Annotated in this window: 21 protein-coding genes; 9 read left to right on the top strand and 12 right to left on the bottom strand. The window is 68.3% G+C overall.

The window, feature by feature from the left end; genetic code table 11:
• Window positions 1-3 precede the first annotated feature (3 nt).
• Window positions 4-1,209: a cytochrome P450 gene (locus PUT80_RS10290; RefSeq protein WP_037816114.1), complete on the top strand. Its 1,206-nt coding sequence runs from the start codon at window positions 4-6 to the stop codon at window positions 1,207-1,209.
• Between the two features lie 40 nt (window positions 1,210-1,249).
• Window positions 1,250-1,444: a ferredoxin gene (locus tag PUT80_RS10285; protein ID WP_037356317.1), complete on the top strand. Its 195-nt coding sequence runs from the start codon at window positions 1,250-1,252 to the stop codon at window positions 1,442-1,444.
• A 38-nt stretch (window positions 1,445-1,482) separates the two neighbouring features.
• Here the strand turns inward: PUT80_RS10285 and PUT80_RS10280 are convergent, their stop codons facing one another.
• On the bottom strand, window positions 1,483-2,286 hold the full coding sequence (locus PUT80_RS10280) for a class I SAM-dependent methyltransferase (protein WP_078870581.1): 804 nt from the start codon (window positions 2,284-2,286) through the stop codon (window positions 1,483-1,485).
• Between the two features lie 51 nt (window positions 2,287-2,337).
• Here PUT80_RS10280 and PUT80_RS10275 point away from each other — a divergent pair, with 51 nt between their 5' ends.
• Window positions 2,338-2,922: a TetR/AcrR family transcriptional regulator gene (locus PUT80_RS10275; RefSeq protein WP_275291733.1), complete on the top strand. Its 585-nt coding sequence runs from the start codon at window positions 2,338-2,340 to the stop codon at window positions 2,920-2,922.
• 1 nt (window position 2,923) lies between these two features.
• On the opposite strand, the gene PUT80_RS10270 is transcribed toward PUT80_RS10275, so the two are convergent.
• The 6 genes from PUT80_RS10270 to PUT80_RS10245 form a co-directional block, all read right to left on the bottom strand.
• Window positions 2,924-3,493, bottom strand: coding sequence for a DUF3995 domain-containing protein (locus PUT80_RS10270; RefSeq protein ID WP_275291732.1), 570 nt, complete (start codon window positions 3,491-3,493; stop codon window positions 2,924-2,926).
• A 126-nt stretch (window positions 3,494-3,619) separates the two neighbouring features.
• Window positions 3,620-4,702, bottom strand: a complete 1,083-nt coding sequence (ugpC, locus tag PUT80_RS10265; RefSeq protein ID WP_275291731.1) for a sn-glycerol-3-phosphate ABC transporter ATP-binding protein UgpC — start codon at window positions 4,700-4,702, stop codon at window positions 3,620-3,622.
• Window positions 4,703-4,714: 12 nt separating this feature from the next.
• A complete protein-coding gene (locus PUT80_RS10260) occupies window positions 4,715-5,503 on the bottom strand; it encodes a carbohydrate ABC transporter permease (protein WP_037716491.1) in 789 nt (262 codons plus the stop codon).
• 89 nt (window positions 5,504-5,592) lie between these two features.
• On the bottom strand, window positions 5,593-6,525 hold the full coding sequence (locus PUT80_RS10255; RefSeq protein WP_037816123.1) for a sugar ABC transporter permease: 933 nt from the start codon (window positions 6,523-6,525) through the stop codon (window positions 5,593-5,595).
• Entirely contained in the window at window positions 6,522-7,868 is a 1,347-nt protein-coding gene (locus PUT80_RS10250; RefSeq protein ID WP_037816125.1) for a sugar ABC transporter substrate-binding protein, read from the bottom strand. The genes PUT80_RS10255 and PUT80_RS10250 overlap by 4 nt, the downstream gene beginning before the upstream one ends.
• Window positions 7,855-8,862, bottom strand: coding sequence for a zinc-dependent alcohol dehydrogenase family protein (locus tag PUT80_RS10245; protein WP_043835118.1), 1,008 nt, complete (start codon window positions 8,860-8,862; stop codon window positions 7,855-7,857). Before PUT80_RS10245 ends, PUT80_RS10250 begins: the two co-directional genes overlap by 14 nt.
• 185 nt (window positions 8,863-9,047) lie before the next feature.
• On the opposite strand from PUT80_RS10245, the gene PUT80_RS10240 reads away from it, so the two are divergent.
• A complete protein-coding gene (locus PUT80_RS10240; protein WP_275291740.1) occupies window positions 9,048-9,983 on the top strand; it encodes a sugar-binding domain-containing protein in 936 nt (311 codons plus the stop codon).
• Between the two features lie 15 nt (window positions 9,984-9,998).
• On the opposite strand, the gene PUT80_RS10235 is transcribed toward PUT80_RS10240, so the two are convergent.
• A complete protein-coding gene (locus PUT80_RS10235; protein WP_275291730.1) occupies window positions 9,999-10,328 on the bottom strand; it encodes a helix-turn-helix domain-containing protein in 330 nt (109 codons plus the stop codon).
• A 73-nt stretch (window positions 10,329-10,401) separates the two neighbouring features.
• On the opposite strand from PUT80_RS10235, the gene PUT80_RS10230 reads away from it, so the two are divergent.
• Window positions 10,402-10,983, top strand: coding sequence for an NAD(P)-binding domain-containing protein (locus PUT80_RS10230; RefSeq protein WP_275291729.1), 582 nt, complete (start codon window positions 10,402-10,404; stop codon window positions 10,981-10,983).
• A gap of 18 nt (window positions 10,984-11,001) precedes the next feature.
• Window positions 11,002-12,171: an FAD-dependent monooxygenase gene (locus PUT80_RS10225; protein WP_275291728.1), complete on the top strand. Its 1,170-nt coding sequence runs from the start codon at window positions 11,002-11,004 to the stop codon at window positions 12,169-12,171.
• Here the strand turns inward: PUT80_RS10225 and PUT80_RS10220 are convergent.
• Window positions 12,162-14,666: a DEAD/DEAH box helicase gene (locus tag PUT80_RS10220; protein WP_275291727.1), complete on the bottom strand. Its 2,505-nt coding sequence runs from the start codon at window positions 14,664-14,666 to the stop codon at window positions 12,162-12,164. The two genes, PUT80_RS10225 and PUT80_RS10220, sit on opposite strands and share 10 nt — an antisense overlap.
• A gap of 154 nt (window positions 14,667-14,820) precedes the next feature.
• Between PUT80_RS10220 and PUT80_RS10215 the strand changes: the two genes are divergently transcribed.
• Window positions 14,821-16,074, top strand: a complete 1,254-nt coding sequence (locus PUT80_RS10215; protein ID WP_101435891.1) for a primosomal protein — start codon at window positions 14,821-14,823, stop codon at window positions 16,072-16,074.
• Window positions 16,075-16,078: 4 nt separating this feature from the next.
• Here the strand turns inward: PUT80_RS10215 and PUT80_RS10210 are convergent, their stop codons facing one another.
• A complete protein-coding gene (locus tag PUT80_RS10210) occupies window positions 16,079-16,783 on the bottom strand; it encodes an SDR family NAD(P)-dependent oxidoreductase (protein ID WP_183124571.1) in 705 nt (234 codons plus the stop codon).
• A 101-nt stretch (window positions 16,784-16,884) separates the two neighbouring features.
• Here PUT80_RS10210 and PUT80_RS10205 point away from each other — a divergent pair, with 101 nt between their 5' ends.
• Entirely contained in the window at window positions 16,885-17,439 is a 555-nt protein-coding gene (locus PUT80_RS10205) for a TetR/AcrR family transcriptional regulator (RefSeq protein ID WP_220817146.1), read from the top strand.
• On the opposite strand, the gene PUT80_RS10200 is transcribed toward PUT80_RS10205, so the two are convergent.
• Both PUT80_RS10200 and PUT80_RS10195 read right to left on the bottom strand, forming a co-directional pair.
• Window positions 17,436-18,644, bottom strand: a complete 1,209-nt coding sequence (locus PUT80_RS10200) for an MFS transporter (RefSeq protein WP_183124573.1) — start codon at window positions 18,642-18,644, stop codon at window positions 17,436-17,438. The genes PUT80_RS10205 and PUT80_RS10200 overlap by 4 nt on opposite strands.
• Before the next feature lie 111 nt (window positions 18,645-18,755).
• Window positions 18,756-19,847: an adenosine deaminase gene (locus tag PUT80_RS10195; protein WP_183124574.1), complete on the bottom strand. Its 1,092-nt coding sequence runs from the start codon at window positions 19,845-19,847 to the stop codon at window positions 18,756-18,758.
• Between the two features lie 211 nt (window positions 19,848-20,058).
• Between PUT80_RS10195 and PUT80_RS10190 the strand changes: the two genes are divergently transcribed.
• Window positions 20,059-21,150, top strand: a complete 1,092-nt coding sequence (locus tag PUT80_RS10190; protein ID WP_101435896.1) for a PA containing protein — start codon at window positions 20,059-20,061, stop codon at window positions 21,148-21,150.
• Window positions 21,151-21,687 lie beyond the last annotated feature (537 nt).

Below are 21,687 nucleotides of genomic sequence, written 5' to 3'. Positions count from 1 at the left end.
ACGATGACTGCCACTGAAGAACTCCGCATGCCGGTCGCCCGGACCTGCCCGTTCACCCAGCCGGAGCAGTACGTCCGGATGCGCGAGCAGAGTGCGCTCACCCGCGTGCAGATCCCCGGCGGCAAGGAGGCTTGGGTCGCCTCGCGGCACGAGGAAGCACGGCAGATCCTCGGCGACCGCCGGTTCTCCTCCGACCGGTTCCTGCCCAATTTCCCGTTCCTGGCCGAGGGCGGGGCCGCGATCCTCACCAACGCCAAGCAGAAAGCCATGATCGGGATGGACGCGCCCGAGCACGGCGAGGCCCGCCGGGAGGTGCTCGGCGAGTTCACCGTGAAGCGGGTCGAGGCGATGCGGCCGCGGATCCAGGAGATCGTCGACGGCCTGATCGACGAACTGCTCGCCGGGCCGAAACCGGCGGACCTGGTGGAAAAGCTGTCGCTGCCGGTGCCGTCGCTGGTGATCTGCGAGCTGCTCGGCGTCCCGTACGCCGATCACGACTACTTCCAAGAGCGCACCATGGCGCTCATCCGGCGCAGCACCAGCGTCGAGGACCGCAAGAAGGCGTCCGAGGAACTGCGCGCGTACCTCAGCGGCCTGGTCGCGGCGAAGGAGAAGGACCCGACCGACGACCTGCTCGGCAGGCAGATCGTCAAACGCCGCGAGGAAGGCAATTACGACCACGACGCGATGATCGGGCTGGCGTTCCTGTTGCTGGTCGCCGGGCACGAGACCACCGCGAACATGATCTCGCTCGGCACCATCGGGCTGCTGGAGAACCCCGGGCAGCGCGCGACGATCGAGGCCGATCCGGGCAAGACGCTGCTCGCGGTCGAGGAACTGTTGCGCTACTTCACGATCGTCGAAGGCGCGACCGCGCGGGTCGCGACCGAGGACGTGGAGATCGGCGGCGTCACGATCAAGGCGGGCGAGGGCGTGCTCGTGCTGGGCTACGCCGCGAACTGGGACCCGGACGTGTTCGAGAGCCCGGAAAAGCTCGACCTCGAACGCGGCGCGCGCCACCACGTCGCGTTCGGGTTCGGACCGCACCAGTGCCTCGGCCAGAACCTGGCGCGGATGGAACTGCAGATCGTGTTCGACACGCTGTTCCGCCGCGTTCCGACGCTCACGTGCACGGTCCCGGCCGACGAGTTGCCGGTGAAGAAGGACGCCACGATCTTCGGCCTGTACCAGTTGCCGGTGACCTGGTAGAGATCAGAGTGCTCCCACCACAAGCCAGGAAGAGGCCATCATGAAGATCATCGCGGACACCGGCAAGTGCGTCGGCGCCGGCCAGTGCGTGCTCACCGAGCCCGCGCTGTTCGACCAGAGCGAGGACGACGGCACGGTCATCGTCCTCAACGACACCCCGGACGGCGAACTGGTCGAGAAGGCGCGCGAGGCCGTGAACATCTGCCCGAGCCAAGCGCTTTCGCTGGAGGAGTGACCTGACCGGTCCCCGGTTTCGCGCCGGGGACCGGCCTTTCACGCGGCAAGACGGACGGCGGTCACCGCGGCGGTCGAGTAATTCGTCGTCAGGTGGCCGCCGCGCGCGTCGATCGCCGCGCCGACCTCAGCCAGGATCCGGTCGCGCTGCTCCGGCGTCGCCACGGTGACGCCGCCCTGCGTGGCGAGCAGGTCCAGCCATTCGTCGCGGCGGTAGTCCTGCGTCCAGGCGTAATGCCAGTTCTCCGCCTCGCCGAACGCACCGGTCGCGGCCAGTCCGTCCGCGGCTTTGTCGAGCATCGGCTGGTAGGCGTCGGCGCTGGGCTTTTTCAGGTAGTTGCCGCTGAACGGCGAATCCGGCATCGCCCGGCGCAACGCGTCCGCCAGTGCCAGGGAAATTTCTTCCGGCGGCATGAACACGTGCCAGAACGCGACGAACCGGCCGCCAGGGCGGAGCACTTGCGCGGCCTTCGCGGCTCCCGCGGCCGGGTCGACCCAGTGCCACGCCTGCCCGGACACGAGGGCGTCGAACGTCCGCCCCGCCGGGTCCCAATCCTCGAATTTCGCGACCTCGACCGGGAAAGCGCGCCGGGCGAACTCCGCCATCCGCGCGTCCGGCTCGACACCGAGCACGACGGCGCCGCGGGCGTGGAATTGCCGCCCCTCGATGCCGGTGCCGCACCCGACGTTGAGCAGGTCCTTCCCCGGGCTGGCCGCGAGGACGGCGGTCACCAGTTCGTCCGGGTAACGCGGGCGGGCCCGGTCGTAGCGCTCGGGATCGACGCCGAACGACTCCGCCATGGTCCGGTGCTGGTGCGGTTCGGGACGCGGTAAAGTGGGCATGTGCCCACCATAGTGGGCAAGCGCCCACTATGGCTAGGAAGGACCGCCAAGGTGCCCACCGGGATCCATCTCCGCGACGTTCGCGCTCAGCTTTTCGACGCCGCGGAACGGGTTTTGCTGCGCGAAGGACCGAGCGGACTCACCAGTCGCGCCGTCACCACCGAGGCGGATTGCGCGAAGGGCGTGCTGCACCGGCATTTCGAGGATTTCGACGCGTTCCTCGCCGCACTGGTGCTCGACCGGATCCATCGCCTCGAAGCCCGCGCGGAGGACCTGCACGCCGGGACCGGCGACGTGGTCGAAACGGTGGCCGAGGTGCTCACCGAGGTCTTCTCGTCGGTCGCGGTGTCGATCGTCGCGCTGATCACCTTCCGCGACGAACTGCGGCACCGACTCCGGGCAGCGCGGCCAGGTCCGGGGATTCCGCTGGCGACGGACGCGGCGCACGTCCTGGCGAATTACCTTGCCGCGGAACAAGAACTCGGCCGGATCTCCCCAGATGCCGATGTGAAGACACTGGCCCCGACGCTCATCGGAGCCGGTCACCTGCTCTTCGCGGATCGCACCGGAGAACCGCCCAGCGAGGAAGCCGTTCGCCAGATGGCGAGCACGGTCCTCGCCGGCGCCCTCCGCTGACTCACCCGATGCCCGTCGCGACCGCGGCCACCGACAGCGCCAACGCACCGAGCGCCCCGACCACTCCGTACCGCGTCAGCGTGCGCCGGTCATCGCGGTCCAAGACATACCGCGCGGCCGCCACCGCGAACGCGATACCGCCCACGATGAACCACGGTCCCCAGAGATAGAGATACCAACCGACCAAGTTGGAAAGCTCTGGATCGACCGCCACGGCTCCGGTCTTCACCAGCACGCCCTGCACGACGAACAGCCCGCCGTGCCAAGTCAGCAGGATCGAGGCACCACCGCCGCAGAACACCATCGTCCGGCTGAGCCACCGGCCGCGCGGCCGCGTCAGACTGACGCCGACCATCGCGCCGAAAACCTTCAGCAGCCCGGTGATCACCAGGACGGCCACAAACCACGGCACCCGATCCTGCGCGAGCTTCACCAGCGACGGCGACACCGTCGACTGCGCGCCGAACGTACTGCCGGTCGCCCAGACGAAGCTGGGGATCGCGAACAAGAGGCCCCACACCGCGGCGGCGTAACCCGGCCATTTGCGCAACTCGGCTTGCTTCAGCGTCATGCGTCAAGCGTCGCCCGGGGCACGGCGGAGGGGATCCGGCGCGAGGGGGAAGCTCCTCCCCCGTGAGAGGTAGACGGTCGTGAGTGTTCATGCCGGTGCTAACCGACATGAACACTCACGAGCCGTTCAGCCCAGCCGCAGCGTCGTCTTCGGATCGAACGCGTGCGTCTCGCCCTCGCCGCGCAGCGCTACCCGGACGTTGTCGCCGATCCGCGGCGGCGTCCGGCCGTCGACCCGGACCACGAACCGGTCGTCGCCGACCTTGCCGTGCAGGTACGCGTCCGCGCCCAGTTCCTCGACGAGCTCAACCACCAGCTCGAAACCGTCGTCAGCCTCGCCGACCAGGCGCAGCGACTCCGGCCGGATGCCGAAGACGATCTCCGACAGCCCGGCCGCGGCGGTCCGCACCTCGGTGGGCAGCGGCACCACGAGGTCGCCCAGCTGCACGCCGCCGTCGGTCAACGGCAGCGTCGCCAGGTTCATCGCCGGCGACCCGATGAACCCGGCCACGAACGAGTTCTCCGGCTTCTCGTACAGCGACCGCGGCGACGCGCATTGCTGCAGCACGCCGTCCTTCAGCACGGCCACCCGGTCGCCCATCGTCATGGCCTCGACCTGGTCGTGGGTCACGTAGATGGTGGTCGTGCCGAGCCGTTGCTGGAGTTTCGCGATGTTGGCGCGGGTTTCCACGCGCAATTTCGCGTCCAGATTGGACAGTGGCTCGTCCATCAGGAACACGCTCGGCTCGCGCACGATCGCCCGGCCCATCGCGACCCGCTGCCGCTGCCCGCCGGACAACGCCTTCGGCTTGCGGTCGAGGAACCGCGACAGGTCCAGCATCTTGGCGGCCTCGTCGACCCGCTTCTTGATGTCAGCCGCCGAGAAACCGCGCAATTTCAACGCGAAACCCATGTTGTCGGCGACCGTCATGTGCGGATAGAGCGCGTAGGACTGAAACACCATCGCGATGTCCCGGTCCTTCGGCGGCAGGTCGGTGACGTCACGGTCGCCGATCCGGATCGCACCCTCGTTGACGTCCTCCAGCCCGGCGAGCATCCGCAGCGCGGTGGACTTGCCCGAACCGGACGGGCCGACGAGCACGAGAAATTCGCCGTCCGGGACCTCGAGGCTCAGCTGGTCGACCGCGCGGACGCCCGGGTTCCCGGGGTAGATACGCGACGCCTGGTCGTAGATCACTTCAGCGGACATCTGCGTTCTCCCTTACTTCACAGCGCCCATGGACAGCCCGCGCACCAGGTGGTTCTGCGCGATCCAGCCCACGATCATCACCGGCAGCGAGGCCAGCAGCGCGGCGGCGGACAGCTGGGCCCAGTACAGGCCCTCGCTCGTGATGAAGCCGACCAGGAACACCGGCACGGTGCCGGCGCGGGCGGCGGTGAGGTTGACCGCGTAGAAGAACTCCGTCCAGGAGAAGATCACGCAGATCAGCGCGGTCGCGGCGATTCCCGGCGCGACCACCGGCATGATGATCTTGCGGAGCAGCGTCGGCAGATTCGCGCCGTCGATCCGCGCCGCCTCGATCATTTCGCCGGGCACTTCCAGGAAGAACGACCGCATCATCCAGATCGCGAGCGGCAGGTTCATCGCGGTGTACAGGATGATCAGCGCCCACACCGTGTCCAGCAGGTTGGTGTTCTGCGAGATCACGTACAGCGGGATGATCGCGGCCACGATCGGCAGCATCTTGGTCGACAGGAAGAAGCCCAGCGCGTTCTTCGTTCCCTTGACCGGGGCCAGCGACAGCGCGTACGCCGCCGGGATACCCAGCAGCAGCACGAGCAGCGTCGAAATCACCGTGACGAACGCCGAATTTCCCAGGTACGGCAGGAAACCGCTGTTGAGGACGTTCGAGATCTGGTCGAACGTCGGGGTGAAGAACAGCTTCGGCGGATCGGTGTAGGCGTCGTTCTCCTGCTTGAACGCGGTGAGGATCATCCACAGCAGCGGGAAAACGAACAGGATCGCGATGATCCAGGTCGCGACGGTCAGCGTGCCGGGGCCGTAGCGGCGTTTGGTCCGGCGGCGCGGCGGCGGCGCGGTGTCGGTGGCGGCGGGCGAGGCGGTGGCGGTTGCGGTGCTCACTTGACTCCTCCGTCCACGGAGAACGCGCGGAACATCAGCCGCAGCGCGAACGTCGCGACGATCATCGTCAGGATGACCACCACCACGCCCATCGCGGACGACTGTCCGATGTCGAAGCCCTCGAACGCGCGCTGGTAGATGTAGAACGGCAGGTTCGTGCTGGCCGTGCCCGGACCGCCTTGCGTCATCAGGAAAATCGCGTCGAAGCTGTTCACGATGTAGATCGCGCCGAGCAGCGTGGCCAGCTGCAGGAACCGCGAAAGGTGCGGCAGCGTGATCGACACGAAGGTGCGCCAGCGGCTCGCGCCGTCCACCGACGCCGCCTCCAGCACCTCCTTAGACTGGCTCTGCAGCCCGGCGAGGATCAGCAGCGTCATGAACGGCGTCCACTGCCAGATGATCTGTGCCATCACCGCGGCCAGCGGGAACTGCGAAAGCCAGTCGGTGTCCGTGCCGAACACGAAGTGCAGCAGCCCGTACGTCGGGTCGAACACCGTCGTCTTCCACAGCAGCGCGCCTGCCGCCGGGAGGATCAGGAACGGCGTGATCAGCAGCGTGCGGACGAAGCCGCGGCCGGCGAACTTCCGGTCGAGCAGCACCGCGAGCCCGAGTCCGAGCAGCAGCGACAGGAACACGCAGACCACGGTGAGCACCACGGTGTTCAGCAGCGCGCCGAGGAACGTCGTGTCGGTGAAGACGTCGATGTAGTTGCGGAAACCGACGAAATGCCGAGAGCCCGGACGCACCAGGTTCCACGACTGGAACGAGTAGAACAGGGTGAGCAGGAACGGGATCTGCGTCACCGCGATCACGAAGATCAGCGCGGGCAGCAGCGGCAGCCGCCGTTTCCCTGCCGAACCGGTCACCTTCTTGGCAGCGGGCTTCGCGGTCGCCGGCGCGGTTCCGGCGGGGACGGAGAGGGTGCTCATTTCTGCACCTCCTGATACGACTTTCCGACGGTTTCCGCGTATTTCTGCGATTGCGCGAGCGCGTCGGCGACGGAGGTCTGACCGGCGATCGCGGCGGACAGCTGCTGGCTCACCCGGGTGCCGAGGTCCTGGAACTCCGGGATCCCGACGAACTGGATGCCCGGGTACGGCACCGGGTTCACCATCGTCTGCTGCTGGTTGGCCGCCGCGATGCCGTCCAGCGTCGGCTGGGCGTAGGCCTTCGCGGCTTCCTTGTACTGCGGGATCTCATAGGTCGACTTGCGCGTGCCCGGCGGAACCCGGTTCCAGCCGTAGGTCTCGCCGACCTTCTTCGCGTACTCCTTGTTCGTCATCCACGCCATGAACTTCCAGGCGTCGTCCTTGTTCTTGCCGACCTTCGGAATGCCCAGCGCCCAGGTGTAGAGCCAGCCGCTCGCCTGCGTCTTGTCCACCGGCGCGGCGACGTAGCCGTTCTTGCCGCCGACGTGGCTGGTCTTCGGGTCTTCCGTGGTGCCGGTCATCGAGGTGGCGTCGTACCACATCGCGGCGTTGCCCTGGGCGTACTTGGTGCCGCATTCGGTGAACCCGGCGCTGGAGGCGCCGACCTCTCCGTGGTCGCGCAGCAGGTTCACGTAGAAGTTCGCTGCCTTGGTGAACTCCGGGCTGGTCAGCTTCGCGTTCCAGTTCTTGTCGAACCATTGCGCGCCGAAGGTGTTCGCGACCGTGGTGAACGGCGCGAGGCTTTCGCCCCAGCCCGGCTTGCCGCGCAGGCAGATCCCGGCGACGCCGGCCTGCTTGTCATCGAGTTTCGCGGCGAAATCGGCGATCTGCTGCCACGTCGGATGCGCGGGCATGTTCAGCCCGGCCTTCTGGAACAGGTCCTTGCGATAGACCACAAAGGACGATTCGCCGTAGAACGGGACCGCGTACATCTGGTTCTGGTACGACAGCGACTGCCGGATGCTCGGGATGAAGTCGGCCTCGTCGTATCCCGGCGTCGCCTTCATGTGCGGTTCGAGGTTCTCCAGCCAGCCGTTGGCCGCCCACTGCGGAGCCTCGTAATTGCTGATCATCACCACGTCGAACTCGCCGCCCTGGGTGGCGGTGGACGCGGTGATCTTCGCCCTGGCCTCGTTTTCCGGAAGGGAAACGAACTTGAGCTTGATCCCGGGGTTGGCCTGCTCGAACTCGCCCTTGAGCGAGATGGCGTCCTTCATCTGCGGATTGGACACGATCGCGACGACCAGTGTCCGCCCGCCGGTGCCGAGCGCCCCGGCTCCGGCGCATCCCGTCACTAACAACGCTGTCGCGGCAAGGAGGCACAGGAGTTTACGCACCGCCACCACCTCCGGGCAGCACCTGGATCTTGAGGCCGGACCCGCTGCGCATCTTCGCCAGCGCCTCGGGGTACTGCTCGAGCGGAAGGGTGTCGGTGATCAGCGCTTCGGTGTCGATGTAACCGTTCGCGACGAGGTCGAGCGCGTTGCCGTAGCTGTTCAGCACCGCCATCGAACCGACGATGGTGATTTCGTCGTTGTAGATGCGGAACGGCGAAAGCGCGACGCGTGCTTCGGCCGGGGCAACCCCGAACACGAGCAACCGGCCACCGCGGTGCAGCGCGTTGAACGCTGCCTCGATGGCGGGTGCCGCGCCCGTGCAGTCCACTGCGGCGTCGAAGCGCTCATCGTCCAATTCGGACACATCGGCGGCCACCGCGGTCGCGCCGAGGTCGGTCGCGCGAGGCAACCGGGCGGCGTTGCGGTCGACCATCGTCACGTGCGCACCCGCGCGGATCAGGAGCTGCTGCATGATCAGCCCCATCGTGCCCGCGCCGACCACGAGGAAGCGTTCGCCCGCCTCCACGCCGATCCGGCGCACGCCGTGCACCGCGCAGGAAACGGGTTCGACCAGCGCGCCCTGTTCCCAGGTCATCGAGTCGGGCATCCGGTAGCAGGTGTCGGCAGGCACCGCGACGTACTCGGCGAACGCGCCGTTGACGGTGTCGCCGGTCGCGTTCCAGTTCGCGCAGAGGTTGCCGTGCCCGGACCGGCACGGGGTGCAGTATCCGCAGTAGATCGACGGGTCGACCGCGACGCGGTCGCCGACCTTCCACTCGGCGGGCACGTCCGCGCCGAGTTCGACGATCTCCCCGGAGAACTCGTGCCCGGGGACGATGGGATACGGGGTCGGCGGGAAATGCCCGTCGGCGATGTGCAGGTCCGTGCCGCAGATCCCGCAGGCACCCACCTTCACGACGACCTGGCGCTCCCCGGGCTTCGGATCGGGAACCTCGCCGACCCGGATCTCCCCGGGCCGGTCCACGATCGCGGCGCGCATGCGTCATCACCTTCCAAGATGCTCATTTGAGCGATTTTGACTTATGCCGTAGGTAACATGCGTAGGCATTACAGGCCCCTGCCTGCGGATCCGTCAACCAGCAAAGCTCATTTTTGCGCTATCCTGCTCATGTGAGCAGGAAAAAGGGGCCACTACCGCTAACCGAGACGCTGCTGCTGGCGACCATGGCCAGGCGGTTCTACGTGCAGGGCGCCTCGAAACTGGAGATCGCCGACGAGTTCGGCATGAGCCGGTTCAAGGTCGCGCGGATGCTGGACACGGCACTCGAGTCCGGACTGGTGCGGATCGAGTTCGACCTGCCCGCGCCGGTCGACGTCGAACTGTCCGACGACATCCGCCGGGCGTACCGGCTGAACCGCGTGCTCGTGCTCGAACGAGCATCCGAAAAGGAGCCGAGGGAGGTCGTCCGCAAGCAGGTCGGCGCGCTGGCCGCCCGGCTGCTTGAGGAGATCGCGACCCCGGACGACGTCATCGGGCTGTCCTGGGCGCGGTCGGTCAACGCGATGACCGAGGCGATCCGGACCCTGCCGCGCTGTCCGATCGTGCAGTTGTGCGGGGTGCAGGCCGGGATGGACATGCGCGGCCGTTCGGTGGAGACGGTCAGCCGCGTGACGTCGGTGTCCGGCGGCGATTCGTACCCGATCTTCGGCCCGCTCGTCCTGCCCGACCGGCGGACCACCGAGATCCTGCGGCACCAGCCGGGCATCGCGGAAACGTTCGCCCAGTTCGGGAAACTCACCAAGGCGGTCGTGAGCATCGGTTCCTGGGAGGCCGGGGAGTCCACCGTGTACGACGCGCTGGACGAGGCCGAACGCGCCGCTATTGCTGCTCGGGGCGCGACCGCCGAGGTCGCCGCGCGGCTGTTCGACGCGGACGGCAACTCGCTCGGCACCGGGCTGGCGCACCACGTGCTGGCGATCAGCCACGAGGAGCTGATGGCGGTCCCCGAGGTGATCGCGATCGGTTACAGCCGCCCGAAAGCCGAAGCGGTGGACGCGGTACTGCGCTCCGGACTGGTGTCGACGCTGGTCACCGACGCCGCGGCGGCCGTCCCGTTGCTGGAGCTGGCGCGGGCCAGGCCGCTGCCTGAGCCCTCGTGAGTGCTGGCGCCGGTTCTAACCGGCGCCGCCACTCACGAGCCCCTGTGCCTCCACCACCCGGTCCCCGTACTCGGCCGCCCAGCGCCCGAACCCCTCGATCGGCCCCAGAAAGCTCACTCCCAGCTCCGTCAGCCGATACGCCCCGTCCGCGCGCTCGACGAGCCCGTCGCGTTCCAGCTTGCGCACCGCCTCGGTCAGCACCTTCGCGCTGATCCCGCCGATGCGCGTGCGCAGTTCGCCGTGCCGCAGCGGACCGTTTTTCAACGCCCACAGCACGACCGGATGCCAGGTGTTCGCCACCAGGTCGAACGCGAGCCGGGTGCGGCAGTCGGCGATGAAGTCCATGGTTACCTTTCGGTTCCTGCCGGGGTTCCTAACGTCGCTTGCGTACAACCACGCGACGACAGGAGACCTTCCCATGCGCATCGCCCTCTTCGGCACCGGCGGAATGGCGTCCGCCCTCGGCGGCCAGTGGACCCGGCACGACCTGACCGTCTCCGGCCGCTCCCCCGCGCACGCCGCCGCCTTGGCCGCTGAACTCGGCGCCGAGGCTTTGGACTGGGCCGAGGCCGCCGCCCGGGCGGACGCCATCCTGCTGGCCGTCCCCACCACCGCCCTCGAAGCCCTGCTCACCCCGCTCGACCTCACCGGCAAGGTCCTCATCGACTGCACCAACACCCCTGGCGCGACCGGTGAACCCGTAGCCGCGCGGATCGCCGAATATGCCCCCGGCGCTTCGGTGGTGAAGGCGTTCAACCTCGCCCACGTGGACGTCTGGCGAATGACTCCGCCGCTGTTCGAAGGCCGCCCGCTCGGCGTCCCGCTGTGCGGTGCCCCGGAGGCCGTCGCCGTCGCGACGGAGCTGGTCCAGGACCTGGGCTGCACTCCCCTGCCCGCGGGCGGCCTCGACCGAGCCGCCCTGCTGGAAGCCGCCGCCGGACTGGCGATCGGCCTGTGGTTCGACGGCCTGGACGCGCGTTCCATGCTCATGGCCAGCTGATCGGCCTATCCTGGCGGGGTGCCCACAGGTGGATCAGCGGCAGTCGTCGGCGGGGGAATCGGCGGACTGGCCGCGGCGATCGGATTGTCGCGCGTCGGCTGGCAGGTCACGGTCTTCGAACGGCTGCCCGGCGAACTGGACGACGCCGGTTCCGGAATTTCCCTTGCCGCCAACGGCGTTCGAGCCCTGGACGCATTGGGAGCCGGCGACGCACTCCGCGCCGCCGGCTGCTTCCAGCGCACCGTCAGCACCCGCAGCCCGCGCGGGACTTGGCTGGCGCGCATGGACGGAGCCGAACTCGAACGCGTCGCCGGGACGCCGATCGTCGGCATCGCACGGTACGAATTGCATCGGCTGCTGCGGTCTCTGCTGCCCTCGCCGGTGGTGCGAGACGAGGTCACCGCCGTCGAGGGCAACGCCGTGGTCACGTCGTCCGGCCGCCATAAGGCCGACGTGATTGTCGCCGCCGACGGCGTAAACAGCCGACTGCGCAAGCGTTTCTTTCCCGCTCATCCTGGCCCCGTCTACAGTGGATCGGCCGTCATCCGCGCCATCACGACCGAGCCGTTCCCACTGTCCTCTTCGGACTTCAACCTCACCTGGGGCCGTGGAGTCGAGTTCGGATACATCGGTTTGGCGGACGGCCGAGCCGAATGGCACGCCGTGCTGAGCATCCCGGCAGGCACCCGCTATCCCGACCCGATCGCCGAAATGCGCCGCCGCTTCGGTTCCTGGCACGAACCAATCACCGAGCTGCTCGACGCGACCGACCCGGAAGCCGTGCTGCATCACGACGTTTACGAACTGGTGACGCCGCTACCGTCCTATGTGTCCGGTCGAGTCGCCCTGCTCGGCGATGCCGCGCACGCGATGCAGCCGAACCTCGGCCAGGGTGCGTGCCAGGCGCTGGAAGACGCGGTGACGCTGGCTCATGCGCTGTCGTCGGCCGATCCCGACGCCGCGCTCACTCGGTACGACGCCGAACGCCGCCCGCGCAGCCAGGCCATCGCCCGAGCCGCCCGGCAAACCGGCCGGATGGGCCAGCAGCTGACGAACCCGGCCGCGATCGCGGTGCGGAATCTGGCGTTCCGAGCCATGCCGACAACGGTGCTGGCGCGGTCGATGCTGCGCTACACCCGTTGGCAGCCGCCGATTCTGGCCACCCCGGGCGCAAACCCTCAGAGCTGATTGACGTCCACGATCCGGACCACCGCGCTGCCCACCTCGTCCGAGGCGCGCAGATCGACCTCCGCGCTGATCCCCCAGTCATGGTCGCCGGCCGGATCGTCGAAGATCTGCCGAACCCGCCACACGTCCGGCTCCTGCTCGATCAGCAGCAACGCCGGACCACGCGCGTCCGGGCCGATTCCGAGTGAATCGTGCTCGTCGAAGTAGTCCTCGATCGCGTCTTCCCACGCGTCCGCGTCCCAGCCGGAAGCCGCGTCCAGCGAGCCCAGTTCGTCGTACGCCCGGCGCGAAGCCAGCTCCACCCGGCGGAACAACTCGTTGCGCACCAGCACGCGGAACGCCCGCTCGTTGCGCGTGACCGCGGGCGGCTCGGGCGGCGGCCGGTGCGACACCGGGCCTTCCTCGTCCGGATGCCGCAGCGCTTCCCATTCGTCCAGCAGGCTCGAGTCGACCTGGCGCACCAGTTCGCCGAGCCATTCGATGAGATCCTGCAGCGATTCGGTCTTCGCCTCGTCCGGCACAGTGTGCCGCAACGCGTCGTAGGTGTCGGCGAGGTAGCGCAGCACGAGGCCCTCAGACCGCGCGAGCTGATAAAAGCCCACGTATTCCACGAAGTTCATCGCGCGCTCGTACATATCGCGCACCACCGACTTCGGCGACAGCTCGTAATCCGCCACCCACGGATGCCCGGCGCGATACGACTGGTAAGCCGCGTTGAGCAGTTCCTCCAGCGGTTTCGGATACGTGACGGACTCGAGCAGCTCCATCCGCTCGTCGTACTCGATCCCGTCGGCCTTCATCGCCTGCACGGCTTCCCCGCGCGCCTTGAACTGCTGCTGCGACAGCACCGGACGCGGGTTGTCCACTGTGGATTCCACAATGGACACCACGTCCAGCGCGTACGACGGCGACTCGATGTCCAGCAATTCGATGGCAGCCAACGCGAACGGCGAAAGCGGCTGGTTCAACGCGAAATCGAACTGCAGGTCCACCGTCAGGCGGACGACGCGCCCCTCGGCGTCCGGTTCGGGCAGCTTTTCCACGACCCCGGCGGCGAGCAGCGAACGGTAGATCTCGATCGCCCGCAGGATCAGCTTCCGCTGCGTCGGACGGTCCGAGTGGTTGTCCTCCAGCAGATGCCGCATCGCGTCGAACGCGTTGCCCGGCCGGGAAATCACGTTCAGCAGCATCGAGTGGCTGACCTGAAAACTGGACGTGAGCGGTTCCGGATCGGCCGCGATCAGCCGGTCGAACGTGCTCTCGGTCCAGTTGACGAAACCCTCCGGCGCTTTCTTCCGGACGATCTTCTTTTTCTTCTTCGGGTCGTCGCCCGCCTTCTCCAGTGCCTTCGCGTTCTCCACCACGTGATCCGGCGCCTGCACGACCACGTAACCGTCGGTGTCGTAGCCGGCCCGGCCCGCGCGTCCGGCGATCTGGTGGAACTCGCGCGCCTTCAAATGCCGCTGCCGCACGCCGTCGTACTTCGTCAGCGCCGAGAACACCACCGTGCGGATCGGCACGTTGATGCCGACGCCGAGGGTGTCCGTCCCGCAGATCACCTTCAGCAGCCCGGACTGCGCGAGCGTTTCGACCAGCCGCCGGTACTTCGGCAGCATGCCCGCGTGGTGCACGCCGATGCCGTGCCGCACGAGCCGGGAGAGCGTCTTGCCGAACCCGGCGGAGAACCGGAAGTCGCCGAGCAGGTCGGCGATCGCCTCCTTCTCCGCCTTGGTGGTGACGTTGATGCTCATCAGCGTCTGCGCCCGCTCGATGGCCGCGGCCTGCGAGAAATGCACGACATACACCGGCGCCTGGCCGCCGCCCAGCAGCTCGGACATCGTCTCGTGCAGCGGCGTGAGCGCGTACCGGAAGGTGAGCGGCACCGGCCGCTGCGCCGAAGTGACCACCGCGGTAGGCCGTCCGGTCCGCCGGGTCAGGTCCTTTTCGAAGAACGAAACGTCGCCGAGCGTGGCCGACATGAGCACGAACTGCGCGTTCGGCAGCTCGATCAGCGGGACCTGCCACGCCCAGCCGCGGTCCGGTTCCGAATAGAAGTGGAACTCGTCCGCGACGACCTGGCCGACCGGGGCGCCGGCGCCGTCGCGCAACGCGATGTTCGCCAAGATTTCCGCGGTGCAGCAGATGATCGGCGCGTCGGCGTTGACGCTCGAATCGCCGGTCATCATGCCGACCTGGTCGGCCCCGAAGATCTCGATGAGCTGGAAGAACTTCTCCGAGACGAGCGCCTTGATCGGCGCGGTGTAAAAACTGCGTTTGCCGTGCGCGAGCGCGGTGAAGTGCGCGCCGACCGCCACGAGGCTTTTGCCGGAGCCGGTCGGCGTCGACAGGATGACGTTGGCCCCGGAGACGACCTCGATCACCGCCTCCTCCTGCGCCGGGTACAACTCGATGCCCCGCTCCGCCGTCCACGTCGTGAAGGCTTCGAACAGGGCATCTGCGTCGGGATCCGCTGGCAGGAGGTCGGTGAGAGTCATCGCGGCACCTATCGTGCCATCCCGGGCCCGGCCGCAGGTGCAGGGGAGATCGCGGGCCCTTGCCCTAACCCGTAGGCTTCCGGTACCGCGCGTCGCCGGAGGGGCCACAGGCAGGCGGGCGCGCACACGGGCGGTACTCGCGGAGGATTCGGCAATGGCACAGGACATCATCCCGATCGAGCTCGGGCTGCCGCAGGGCGACGTGGTCACCCTCTGGGCCCCGCGGTGGCGGGAGGACGGCGAGGAGTGGGAAGCGTTCCTCGGCGACGAGGACGACCTGTACGCCTTCCCGGACGCCGCGCACCTCGCCGCCTTCGTGCGCACGTCCGAGCAGCACGACCTGCTCGACCACCCGGCGTGGGACGCGGTGCCCGCGCTGAACGTGCCCGAGCTGATCCCGGACGACGACCACTCCTACGACCTCGTCGGCGTGCCCGAGCTGGTCGCCGAGGAGCCGGACTCGTGGACGATCGGCGAACTCGCCGAGATCGTCGGCATCGTGCGTTCGCTCGCCGACGTGTGCGAGCTGGACGAGGTGCACGAGGTGCTCGACGCCTACGAGGGCTTCTCGCTGCTGGAGCAGGGCCGGCTGCCGTTCACCGGGCGCGAGGGCGAAGCGCTGTGGAACGACCTGTCGAAGGCCGTCTCCGAGAAGTGGGACACCGTGCTCGACGCGATCGACAACCTGGTGACCGTGCCGGACGTCGACGCCGCGGTGCTGGAGCAGACCGCCGAAGAGCTGGCCGCCTTCCACGAGGAATCCGCCGAGGCGGAGGCCGGTGAAGAAGACGGCGGGCCGGAAGACCTCGAAGCGGTCGACACCGAGGACGAGGACGCCGAGGACGAGCCGGTCGGCTTCTGGGGCGAGGTCGGCATCGACCCGATCAAGATCGTCACCTCCGGTGCGGAGTACTACACGCTGCGCTGCTACCTCGACGACAAGCCGGTGTTCCTCGGCAACGACGGCGAGATCGACGTGTTCAGCTCGCCGAAGGCGCTGCTCAAGGCGATCAAGGCCGGGGACGAGCTCGCCGACACCGACCTCGCCGAGGTGTCCACTTGGGACGAGGTGCGCGAGAAGGCGGCGGCCGACGAGCTCGAGATCGAGGTCGACACCGACAACACCTACGTGTTCCCCGGCCTCGACGAGGACATCGCCGAGGGCCCCGAGTCGATCGACCCGACCCAGCTGGAGCTGGCCGTCGAGCTGATCACCGACGCCGCCGAATGGGCGGGCGACGACACCGTCGAAACCGCGCTGGCGGCCAACGAAAGCCTCGGCTGGCTGGTGTCGTTCGTGCTGCGGCCGGACCCGAGCCGGCTCGAGCCGAGCGCTCCGTTCGACGCCGAGCAGAGCGCCTGGCGCAAGCTGGTGGAGGACTTCGAGAACCGCCTCACGGTGGTCTGAACCTCTAGAGGGCGTCGAACACGCTCTCGGCCGAGTCCCCGGCGGAGAACATCTTCCAGGCGACGCCGGCGATCGCATCCGGATCCAAGGTGCGACCGCCGGCGTCGCCGTATTTTTCCCGCTGCGCGACGACCATCCGGTAGATGTCGCCGCGTTCGATCAGACCGCCGATGGTGAGGCTGCCCGCGTACACGCCGGTCCCGGCCAGCCGTTCGTGCAGCGTCCGCGCGTAGTTCCGCAGGGCCGCTGACGACATCGCGAGCGCGCCGAGAGCGGGCATCGGCCGCACCGCGCTCAGCCCGCCCGCGAACAGGAACCCGCCGCGGCCGCGTTCCAGCATGCCCGGCAGCAGCTTGCCGACCACCTCGACGGCCGGATACACCCAGCTCATCGCCTTCTCGACAGCGTCGACGGTCACTTCGGTGATGTCCGTGGGCATGCGGTCCGGCTCGATCGCGGCCGGGCCGTAGTAGGCGACGTCGATGGCCCCGAATCGTTCGGCGATTTCGTCGAGCGTCGTCCCGATGCCGTTCCGGACGTCGCCGACGAACGCCTCCGCGTCGCCGAGTTCGGCCAGGTAGGCCGGGTGCCGCTCAGCGGTGCGCGAAACGAGGGCGACCTGATATCCCTCGGCGGAGAACCGGCGTGCCATCGACATCCCGAGGCCGGGTCCGGCTCCGAGAACGACAGCGGTCGGGCGAATGGTCATGGCTTGGCTTCCTTCCCCAGAGGCAAGTCGAGGGCACCCTCGACTTCCATCGAAGCTACCACAAAACCCGAGGGTGGCCTCGACTTTGTACGATGGGACCCATGGCCACCGGATCGAAGCCGTTGCGCGCGGACGCCGCCCGCAACCGCGACAAGCTGCTGGCCGCCGCGACGCGCGCGTTTGGCGAGCACGGCCTCGACGCGCCGTTGGAGCAGATCGCCCGCAGTGCCGGGGTCAGCATCGGCACGCTGTACGCGCACTTCCCGACCCGGGACGCCTTTGTCGACGCGATCCTGCCCGCGCGAATCGCCGCGGTGGACGACCTGGCGACGAAGGCGTTAGCGGAGCCGGACCCCTGGCAGGGCTTCACCGGATTCCTCGACGGACTGTTCGTGTTGCAGGCCAAGGACCAAGGACTCAACGACGCCCTCGCCCGGCGGCTGCCGCTGAGCCCGGCCGCGGTGGAGGCCTGCCGCACCGGTTTCCAGCACGCCGCGCGGATTATCGACCGGGCCAAGGAATCCGGTCAGCTGCGCGCCGATTTCGAACCTTCGGACCTCGCCCCGCTGGTCTCCGCGATGTCACAGCTGATCCGTGAACCACCCGAAACCTGGCGACGGCATCTGGCGTTCTTTCTCGACGGCCTGCGCGCTTAGTCCTTTTCGGACTCCGCCCGCACCGGAACCAAAGCTATTGCCAGCAACGGGAAAATGGCCGCGACGCAATAGGCCAGCGCGTACCGGCCGTCCCCGATCACCAAGCCCAGCAACGGCGGCGTGAGCGACGCGGCGATGTTCTGCGCCGTGTTCTGCGTCCCCATCGCGCGGCCGGACCACGCGACCCCAGCCAGCTCGGCCGACGCGGTGAAGCCAAGACCGTTGTCCGCCACCGTGATCACCGCCGCCAGCACCAGCGCGGCCAGCACCAGCCACAGCCACGTCGCGTCCCCGACGGCGACCAGCAGCATCACGACCGCACTCGCGATGGCGAGCTGCCGCATCGGCCGCAACCGGCTGCCGACCCGGTCCGACCAATACCCCGACGCCAGCCGACCGAGCGCACCGAGCACCTGAGCCACCGCGACGAACACCCCGGCCTGCGCGGCGGTCCACTGATGCTGAGACACCAGGTACACCGGCGCGAACGCGGACACCGCGAACTGCGGCACCACCAACAGCGCGCTCGCGCCGTGCACTCGCCACAGCCACGGCTTGCGGTACGGCGACGGCGGCCGCTCCCCCTTCGCCGCGCGCGGCGGCCGCGGCGGGTCGATGACGAACGCCGCCACCAACAGCGCCACGCCGGCCGCCAACGCCGCCGGCAGCAGCATCGCCGCCTGGAACCCCCACTTCGCGGCCAGCGGCGGCAGCCCGAGCGCGGCCACGCCGACGCCCAGCGGCTGCGCCGTCTGCCGGATCCCCATCGCGACGCCGCGCTCGGATTTCGAGAACCAGCCCATCACGACCCGGCCGCTCGCCGCGTTCACCGAAGCCGTGCACGCACCGGCTACGAGAAACACTCCAAAGAGAAGGCCGACCGGGTGGTGCCACAGGGCGGCGTACACGAGGAGTAACCCCGATACGCCCAGGCCCAGCGCCATGATGAGCCGCTCGCCGTAACGGTCCGCAGCCGCGCCCCAGGCGATGAGCGTCAGCAGCAGGCCGATGCTGGGCGCCGCGACGACCGTGCCCGCCTGCGCCAGAGTCAGATGGTCGGCCTCGCGCATGGCGGGCACGAGAAATGGCAGCCCGTAAAGGAACGAGCAGCTGGCGGTCTGCGCGGCGAGGCCGAGCGCGAGGATCAACCACCGTCGCGAACTGCCTTTTTGCCGCACCCGCTCCCCAGCCTCGACCTGCGTCATTCCGCCACCGTCTCATTATGTGAGATATAGATCCTACATGGTGAACGATAGTTGGCGTGGCTAACGAACGCAACCGCCTTTCGGCGGCGGCCGCGTCCAGGAAGCGGTGATTCAGCCGAGTGCCGCGTACCCGGGTTTGACGACCTTCTCGATCAGCTCGAGCCGCTCGTCGAAATCGAGGAACGCGGATTTCATCGCGTTGATGGTGAACCAGCGGAAGTCGTCGAGGCCGAAGCCGAACGTCTCGGCCAGCGCGGCGAATTCACTGGTCATCGTGCATCCGCTCATCAACCGGTTGTCGGTGTTGACGGTGACGCGGAAGCGCAGCCGGGCGAGCAGTCCGATGGGATGTTCCGCCAGCGACGGCACGGTTCCGGTCTGGACATTCGACGAGGGGCAGATTTCCAGCGGGATCCGCCGGTCCCGCACGTAGCTCGCCAACCGTCCAAGGTGGACATTTCCGTCGGCGTCGGTGGTGATGTCCTCGGCGATCCGCACGCCGTGCCCGAGCCGTTCCGCACCGCAGTACTGGATTGCCTCGCCGATCGACGGAAGCCCGAACGCTTCGCCGGCATGAATAGTGAAGTGCGCATTGTTCCGGCGCAAATAGTCGAATGCGTCCAGATTGCGGGTGGGCGGAAATCCTTCCTCCGGACCGGCGATGTCGAATCCGGCGACCCCGGCGTCGCGGTAGCGCACCGCGAGTTCGGCGATCTCGAGCGCACGGGCGTGCTGGCGCATCCCGCACAACAGCGTCCGCACCCGGATCCGCCCGCCACCCGCGGCTACCCTCCGCGTCCCCTCGGCGAAGCCTTCCTGGACAGCCTCAACCACTGCATCGAGTGACAGCCCGCGGTCCACGAACAGCTCCGGCGCGTACCGCAGCTCGGCGTAGACCACTCCGTCCGCGGCCAGGTCCTCCACCGCTTCGGCGGCAACCCTGACCAGCGCTTCCTCCGTTTGCATGACGCCACACGTATGGGCGAATGTTTCGAGATACGAAACGAGCGAACCGGAGTCGGCCGCGGCCCGGAACCAGCGGCCCAGCTCGTCCGGATCGGTCGTGGGAAGGTCCCGGTAGCCGAGATCCTCGGCGAGTTCGGCGACCGTGCCGGGGCGCAGGCCGCCGTCGAGGTGGTCGTGGAGCAGGACCTTGGGGGCACGGCGCAGGATCTCCGCGCTCAGCGGGGTTACGTCCGACATGCTCCAACGGTAGCCTCGCTGTCATTCCCCTACCTGGCCGTAACCGAGAGCACCGGAGCAACCCTCTGCTCAGCACCGTGCGCAAGGAATCGGCCATCCGGGTGGCACGGCCGTTATCCGCGTTCCCCGGGGGCCATACGCACAGCAATTTTCTTCATCGATAAGCTCCGGTCAGTCCCTTCCATTTTCCCCGCCGACGAAGGACACCGCAGTGACCACTGACAACCACATTGCCGCTCCGTCGTTCGACCGGATGCGCAACATGCTGGTGCGCGCGGCCGAGGTTCGTGAGAGCGAGCAGCAGCAGATCTTCGACGCGCTCGACGACATCTACGCCCGGCTCGCGCCGGTGGACTCCCTGGGCGCGGTGCGCAAGCGGCTGTCGGAACTGCCGGACCGGACCGAGGTCGGGGTGCTGGCGGAACGCCTCGACGAGGCGATGACCCGGCTGGAGTCGCAGGACAACGCGATCGCCGCGCTCACGCACGCGGTGGAGAGCATCGTCGACAAGCTGGCGAAGCCCTTCGCCCAGCTCGACGGACGCCTCGACGGCGTGGCGGCGCGGTTCGAGGGTGTCGCGGGCCGGATGGACGGGCTCGAGGACAAGCTGCAGAACATCCACCGCCGGCTGGACGAACTCGGCGGGCACCTGGACAAGCAGGACGCGAAGCTGGAGTCGCTGCCGCAGGCGACGCAGGGCCCGATCCGCGACCGGATCGAGATGGCCGAGGCGTCGCTGCGCGAGCGGATCGAGACCACGGACCAGGAACTGCGCTCGCGCGTCGACGAACTGGACCGCGCGACGAAGGAACGCATCGCCACCGCGACCGACGCGGTGAAGAGCGCGGTCTCCGACACCGGCGAGATGATCGACCCGGCCGCCCGGCTCGACGCGGTGGGCACGAAGCTCGAGACGATCACCCAGCGTCTCGACGACCTGTCCAGCCGCATCGACAAGGTCGAAGACGACGTCACCGGCCGCATCGGCGACCTGGACGGCTCGGTCCGCAGCGGCCTGTCGAAGGTCGAAGGCACGCTGTCGAAGCAGCCCGACACCGACGCGGTCGACTCGCTGGTGCGCCGCAGCAACGACGAATCGGTGCGCCGCATCGGCGGCCAGCTGGACGAAGCGATGGCCACGTTCGCGGAACTGATGCTGGGCGGCGGACCTGCCGTGCAGCAGATCGCCCCGCCGCCGCCCGCCCCGCGCCAGCCGCGCCGAAGCTCCCGCAACGGCCGGTCGCCCAAGGCCGCCGACGCGAAGGCGAAGACTGGCGGCGACGCCGACGAGTCGACTGACTGACCGCTTCTGAACGAAGCCCCCGTCCGGAATCCGGACGGGGGCTTCGTCGTTTCGAGCTCCAGACGGGACGTCGCCGGTGACCTCACGGCCAGACGGTGCCGCACGATCGTTCGCGACGAAGCCTGCCACTCGCACCGCGGCCTGACCTTCGAGCGCAGTGCCGTCAGGACTGACAGCTCAGCACATCGCTTGGACTGGAAAGTGCTGGATAAACCGAAACCCCCACCCACAGCCCGGGCGGAGCTTCGTCGATTCACAGTCGCGGGCGGTGCCCAATCCCCCAACCACACGGCCTCCCCAGCGCGGCGCGACTCCGCCTCCGAGTCGACGCCCACCCCCGCCCTCCTCTGGGGGGCTGCCCATGCCCAGTCTACCGGCGCTACCCGACGAAACCGGCGTTTGGAGCGAGCAGAGGCCGACTGCTCCACAACCCGGGACGGGTGTGGACAACCGGTCTGGGCAGCAAGAACAAAGCCCCCCGACCAGACCTCCGGACAGGGGGCTTCGTCGTAGGCGAGCAGCAAGGCTCGCCGCACA

It is taken from the genome of Amycolatopsis sp. La24 (assembly GCF_029087445.1).
GTDB classification, from domain to species: domain Bacteria; phylum Actinomycetota; class Actinomycetes; order Mycobacteriales; family Pseudonocardiaceae; genus Amycolatopsis; species Amycolatopsis nivea.
Note: the sequence above shows the minus strand (reverse complement) of the source record. Positions and strands in the feature narration are given on the sequence as shown.